Below are 6,219 nucleotides of genomic sequence, written 5' to 3'. Positions count from 1 at the left end.
CTTTGTCGTCGCGCGAAAATAATCCCCAGGAGAGCGATAAGCGCACTCCACATGGCTCGAAAGGATCGCGCTCTCTTGACGCCGCCGAAGCCCTCGCCCATCAGTCGCCAAGGGAGCGAGACATGCCATTCGACAAGCAGACCAGGCTGGCCTCACCGACCGGGGCCGACCTCAACCTCTATGTGAGACATGCGCAAATATCCCCGCGCGCCGTCATCCAGATCAATCACGGCTTGGCCGAGCATGCGGCGCGTTACGCCCGCTTTGCCGACTTCCTCGGCGCGCGCGGCTTCCATGTCTACGCCCATGACCATCGCGGCCATGGCGCGACAAAGGCGCCCGATGCGCCGCTCGGCCGGTTCGCCGATACCGACGGCATCGCCAAGGTGATTGCCGATGTCGGCGCGGTGCATGATCTGATCGCCGTTGATCATCCGGGATTGCCGGTCATCGCTTTTGGACATTCGCTCGGCGCCTCGATCGCGCTGAATTTCGTGCTCCGCCACTCCGGTCGCGTCCATGCCGCCGCGATCTGGAACGGCAATTTCTCGCAAGGCCTGCTCGGCCAGCTGGCCCTGGCCATCCTGGGCTGGGAAAGGATGCGGCTGGGCTCCGACGTGCCATCTCGGCTGCTGCCCAAGCTGACCTTCCAGGCCTGGGGCAAGGCCGTGCCCAATCACCGGACCTTGTTCGACTGGCTGTCGCGCGATCCGGTCGAGGTCGACAAATACATCGCCGACCCGCTCTGCGGCTGGGATGCCTCGGTCTCCATGTGGCGCGATGTGGTCAACTTGGCGCTCTACGCCGGCAGGGAATCGAGCTTCGCCGGCGTGCGCCGCGACCTCTTCGTCAATCTGATCGGCGGCGAGAAGGATCCGGCATCGGACTACGGCAAAGCGGTTCACCACCTTGCCCGGCGGATGGACAAAATGGGCTTTTCGAATCTGGTTTCAAAGGTTTACGCCGACACCCGCCACGAGAGCCTGAACGAGGTCAACCGCGACATCATCATGAATGATTTCGCCGCCTGGGCGGATCATACGCTGAAACCTAGCGGCATTGGCCCATTGCATGGGTCGTGACAGGGGCGACCTCTGTTGGTAGACGCTGCGCTTTCAACCCTTCACGGTGATCCATGGCTGAACCCCCGCTGAAAGGCATCCGCGTCATCGAACTCGCTCGCATCCTGGCAGGCCCCTGGGCCGGGCAGTTGCTCGCCGATCTCGGCGCCGATGTCATCAAGGTGGAGAGCCCGCACGGCGGCGACGACACCCGCAAATGGGGCCCGCCCTTCGTCATGAGCCATGACGGCGAGAACCTTTCGGCGGCGTACTATCATTCCTGCAATCGCGGCAAGCGCTCGGTCGCCATCGATTTCTCCAAGCCCGAGGGCGCCGACACGCTCCGCCGCCTCGTCGCCACGGCCGACGTGCTGATCGAGAACTTCAAGCTCGGCGGTCTCAAGAAATACGGGCTCGACTATGAAAGCCTGAAGAGGATCAACCCGCGTCTCGTCTATTGCTCGATCACCGGTTTTGGCCAGGACGGGCCCTACGCGCCCCGCGCTGGGTACGATTTCATCATCCAGGCGATGGCCGGCATGATGTCGATCACCGGCGAGGTCGGCCGCGAGCCGCAGAAGGCGGGCGTCGCCATCTCCGACCTGTTCACTGGCCTTTATTCGGTGATCGCCATCCAGGCGGCGCTCCGCCACGCAGAAAGGACCGGTGAAGGCCAGCATATCGACATGGCGCTCTTCGACAGCCAGATCTCGGCGCTCGGCAACCAGAATCTCAACTATCTGGTCTCCGGCAAGTCGCCCGTGCAGATGGGCAACGCGCATATGAACATCGCGCCTTACGAGGTGCTGCCGGTCAGGGACGGCCATATCATCCTCGCGGTCGGCAACGACGGACAATTCACCAAGTTCTGCGCAGCGGTCGGGCTGACCGAGTTGCCCGCCGATTCCGATTTCGCCACCAACCCCGCCCGCGTCGCCAATCGCGCCAAGCTGCGCGAGCGGATCATCGAGAAGCTGAGCACGTGGGATCGCGATCCGCTGCTGGCGAAGCTCGAGGCAGCCGGCGTGCCGGCAAGCCCGATCAACACGATCGGCCAGATGTTCGCCGACCCGCAGACGATCGCGCGCGGCATGAAGCTCGACCTGGAGGACGGCCATGGCAATTTGCTGCCTTCGGTACGTGCGCCGATGGTGATGTCCGGCACGCCGCTCGTCTATGAGCGCCCCTCGCCGCGTCTCGGCGAGCACACTGAGGAAATCCTTGCCGAACTGGAGAGAGCAGCAAAATGAAAACGGGCGGACAATTGATCGTCGAGGCGCTCGAAGCGAACGGCACCGACCGCATCTTCTGCGTTCCTGGCGAATCCTATCTGGCGGTGCTCGACGCGCTGCATGACTCGCCGATCCGCACCATCGTCTGCCGTCAGGAAGGCGGAGCGGCGATGATGGCCGACTGCCAGGGGCGCCTGACCGGCAAGCCCGGCATATGCTTTGTCACGCGCGGCCCCGGCGCCACCAACGCTTCGGCCGGCATTCATATCGCCATGCAGGATTCGGTGCCGCTGATCCTGTTCATCGGCCAGGTCGCCAGTCACGCCAAGGAGCGCGAGGCTTTTCAGGAGGTCGACTACAAGCGCTTCTTCGGCGACATCGCCAAATGGGTGGTCGAGATCGAGGATGCCTCACGCATCCCGGAATTCGTCACCCGCGCCTTCGCGGTGGCGACGTCAGGCCGCCCTGGCCCAGTTGTCATCTCGCTGCCCGAGGACATGCTGACCAGCGAGGTCGAGGCCCCAACGGCGCTGGCTCATACGCTGGTCGAAACAAGCCCTGGTGAAGCCGAACTCGACCGGCTTGAGGCCCTGCTCAATGCCGCCAAACGGCCGATTGCCATCCTGGGCGGCACGCGCTGGGATATTCAAGCGGTTCAGGACGTCACCCGTATCGCAGAGGCCTGGTCACTGCCGGTCGGCTGCTCCTTCCGCCGCCAGATGCTGTTCGACCACTTGCATCCGAACTATGCCGGCGATGTCGGCATCGGCATCAATCCGAAGCTGGCGGCAACGGTCAAGCAGGCAGACCTGGTGCTGCTCATCGGCGGCCGCATGGGCGAGATGCCGTCCTCGGACTATACGCTGTTGAAAAGCCCTTACCCGGACCAGATGCTGGTGCATGTCCACGCCGACGCCGGCGAGCTTGGCCGCGTCTATCGGCCGACCCTGGCGATCAACGCCTCCCCCGCCGCCTTCGTGCGAGCCTTCGCCAGACGCAAAGGTCCGGCCGCGCCCGGTTGGGCGGCGGAGACGGCAAAGCTGCATGCCGCCTATCTCGAATGGTCGACGCCGCCTCAGACCGGCCCCGGCGCCGTCCAGATGGGGCCGATCATGACCTATCTGGAAAAGGCGCTGCCGGAAGACGCCATCCTCACCAACGGCGCCGGCAACTACGCCACCTGGGTGCATCGCTTCCACCGCTTCCGCCGCTTCGCCACGCAGGCGGCGCCGACTTCCGGCTCGATGGGCTACGGCACGCCGGCCGCGGTCGCGGCCAAGGCCCTGTACCCGGATCGCGAGGTCATCGCTTTTGCCGGCGACGGCTGTTTTCTGATGAACGGGCAGGAGTTCGCGACCGCCGTGCAATACGACCTGCCGATCATCGTGGTGGTCGTCAACAATGGCATTTACGGCACGATCCGCATGCATCAGGAGCGGGAATATCCGAGCCGCGTCGTGGCGACCGACCTCAAGAACCCGGATTTCGCCGCCCTCGCCCGCGCCTATGGCGGCCATGGCGAGACCGTCGCAAGGACCGAAGACTTCGCTCCGGCCTTCGAACGCGCACGCGCCAGCGGCAAGCCGGCGATCGTCGAGATCAGGCTCGATCCCGAAGCCATCACGCCGACCCGCACGCTGACACAGATACGCGACAAGTCCTGATCAGGCAGAACGAGGCGGTCGCCCCCCTCGCTGCTGCCTGAGGAAACTCCGCTACATCGATCCGCCGGCTTTCTCGATCTGGCCGCGGATCTCGCCGTCCGGATTCGCCTTGGTGTGGACGTTGACGTAGTACTTGCCGGCCTCGAGGTCGGCCGCCTGCGCGTCGGTCAGCGTCGCCGATCCCTTGATCGGGCTCTTGAGCTTCTTGAATGGGATCACCGGAGGTGCGTTTTCACCCGACGCGGCCGGCCCGTGAATGTGAGCAGCCGTCGCAGGTCCGCTGAGGCCGGAATATTTGACGTTCCAGCTGAGCTTCTTCTTGGCGGTGTCGAAGGTGAATGTGGCGGTTCCCTTGCCTTTGGTGGTGACGGGCGGGCTCTGCTGGCTACCGTCGAGCGTCGCATTGTACTTCACAGTTTCGGCCAAGGCCGGAGATGCGAGCAGCAAAGCAGTCGAGACAGCAAAGGCCGAAAGCATCGGCCATGATTGGATGCGCATTGGAGAACCTCCTTGGCTGGCGCGCATCCGCCCCGCCGCGGCTCCCCCGGCGCGCGGATGCCCCACTGCAACGGTTGGCAGGCCGCTTGTATCCCTGCACACGGATATTTTACCACAGCCAAGCAAAAGCGGCGGTCACCCGCCCCCGTTAAGTCTCGACTGGCGAGGTCGACCTTACTTGATCGCCTTGTCGGTGATCGCGGTCGTGTAGGCGCCCGACGGCTCCTTGGCGATGATCTTCTGGTCGAGCAGCGCCTTGGCGGTGCGCTCATAGGTGGCCGGATCGAGCTTGCCGTCGGCATTGTCGATCAGCTTGGCGACTTCGCCCATCATGCGCTTCTGATGGTTCTCGTCCTGGCCGCCATTATCCATGACGATCTCGGCCGCCTCATCCGAATTGTCGACGGCGTATTTCCAGCCCTTCATGGAGGCGCGCACGAAGCGCACCATCTTGTCCTCGAAGGCCGGATCCTTCAGCTTGTTCTCCAGCGCGTAGAGGCCGTCCTCGAGCAGGTCGTTGCCCATGGCCGAATAGTTGAAGACGGTGAGCTGCTCCGGCTTGTAGCCGGCGTCGATCAGCTGCCAGTACTCGTTATAGGTCATGACCGAAATGCAGTCCGCCTGCTTCTGGATCAGCGGCTGAACGTCAAAGCTTTGCTTCAGCACGGTGACACCGTCCTTGCCGCCGTCGGTCTTGAGGCCGAGCTTGTTCATCCAGGCATAGAACGGGTACTCGTTGCCGAAGAACCAGACGCCGAGCGTGTGGCCCTTGAAGTCGGCTTCGGTCTTGATCGGGCCGTCCTTCGGGCAGACCAGTTCCATGCCGGCTTTCTTGAACGGCTGGGCGATGTTGACCAGCGGCACGCCTTTTTCACGGGCGGCCAGCGCGCCGCCCATCCAGTCGACGATCACATCGGCGCCGCCGCCGGCGATCACCTGCTCGGGCGCGATATCCGGCCCGCCCGGCTTGATGTCGACGTCGAGCCCTTCGGCCTCGTAAAAGCCCTTGGCCTTGGCGACGTAGTAGCCAGCGAACTGGGCCTGCGTGACCCATTTCAGCTGCAGCGTCACCTTGTCGGCCGCCATCGCTTGGAAAGCGGCCAGCGACATCGCCCCGGCCAGAGCAGAAATTACCAGTCTTTTCATGTTTTTACCCTCTGAAGTTAGCACCCAAACCCACCGCCCCTATCCACCACGGACAGAGGGATGCCAAAACGTGACGGCTCTCTCGACAAGAGCGACCACGCCATAAAAGACCGAACCCGCCAGTGCTGCAACTGCGATTTCGGCCCAGACCATGTCGATGTTCATCCGCCCGACTTCCGTCGAAATGCGGAATCCCATGCCTACCACGGGCGTGCCGAAGAACTCCGCGACGATGGCGCCGATCAGCGCCAGCGTCGAGTTGATCTTCAGCGCATTGAAGATGAACGGCATTGCCGCCGGCAGCCGCAGCTTCAGCAAGGTTGGCCAGTAGCCCGACGCATAAGTGCGCATCAAATCGCGCTCCATGTGGCCGGAGGCGGCAAGCCCCGCGACGGTGTTCACCAGCATCGGGAAGAAGGTCATGATGATCACGACCGCCGCCTTGGACGGCCAGTCGAAGCCGAACCACATCACCATGATCGGCGCGACGCCGATGATCGGCAGCGCCGACACCATGTTCCCGATCGGCAGCAGCCCGCGCCTGAGGAACGGCACACGGTCGGCAAGGATGGCGACGACGAAGCCGGCGAGATTGCCGACGATGTAGCCGATCAGCAC

6 protein-coding genes are annotated in these 6,219 nt (G+C 63.7%); 3 read left to right on the top strand and 3 right to left on the bottom strand.

Annotation, left to right across the window (positions count from 1 at the left end; translation table 11 throughout):
- Positions 1-122: 122 nt before the first annotated feature.
- The 3 genes from EOA60_RS14625 to EOA60_RS14615 are packed head-to-tail and all read left to right on the top strand — an operon-like array spanning position 123 to position 3,957.
- Positions 123-1,082 (top strand): alpha/beta hydrolase, encoded by a 960-nt coding sequence (locus EOA60_RS14625; RefSeq protein ID WP_095824941.1) that lies wholly within the window; start codon positions 123-125, stop codon positions 1,080-1,082.
- Positions 1,083-1,135: 53 nt separating this feature from the next.
- A complete protein-coding gene (locus tag EOA60_RS14620; RefSeq protein WP_067328979.1) occupies positions 1,136-2,311 on the top strand; it encodes a CaiB/BaiF CoA-transferase family protein in 1,176 nt (391 codons plus the stop codon).
- Positions 2,308-3,957, top strand: coding sequence for a thiamine pyrophosphate-binding protein (locus EOA60_RS14615; protein ID WP_095824942.1), 1,650 nt, complete (start codon positions 2,308-2,310; stop codon positions 3,955-3,957). Before EOA60_RS14620 ends, EOA60_RS14615 begins: the two co-directional genes overlap by 4 nt.
- Before the next feature lie 51 nt (positions 3,958-4,008).
- Here EOA60_RS14615 and EOA60_RS14610 read toward each other — a convergent pair whose 3' ends face one another.
- The 3 genes from EOA60_RS14610 to EOA60_RS14600 form a co-directional block, all read right to left on the bottom strand.
- Positions 4,009-4,455: a CHRD domain-containing protein gene (locus tag EOA60_RS14610; protein WP_066990644.1), complete on the bottom strand. Its 447-nt coding sequence runs from the start codon at positions 4,453-4,455 to the stop codon at positions 4,009-4,011.
- Positions 4,456-4,629: 174 nt separating this feature from the next.
- Positions 4,630-5,601 carry an ABC transporter substrate-binding protein gene (locus tag EOA60_RS14605; RefSeq protein WP_066990642.1) on the bottom strand — a complete coding sequence of 324 codons (972 nt, stop codon included), beginning with the start codon at positions 5,599-5,601 and terminating at the stop codon, positions 4,630-4,632.
- A gap of 39 nt (positions 5,602-5,640) precedes the next feature.
- Positions 5,641-6,219 (bottom strand): ABC transporter permease (locus tag EOA60_RS14600; protein ID WP_164899310.1); only part of this gene is annotated, 579 nt, incomplete at its 5' end.

The sequence above is a fragment of the Mesorhizobium sp. M1A.F.Ca.IN.020.06.1.1 genome (assembly GCF_004023265.1).
Classification (GTDB): Bacteria; Pseudomonadota; Alphaproteobacteria; order Rhizobiales; family Rhizobiaceae; genus Mesorhizobium.
This window is presented reverse-complemented; position numbering and strand designations above follow the sequence as displayed.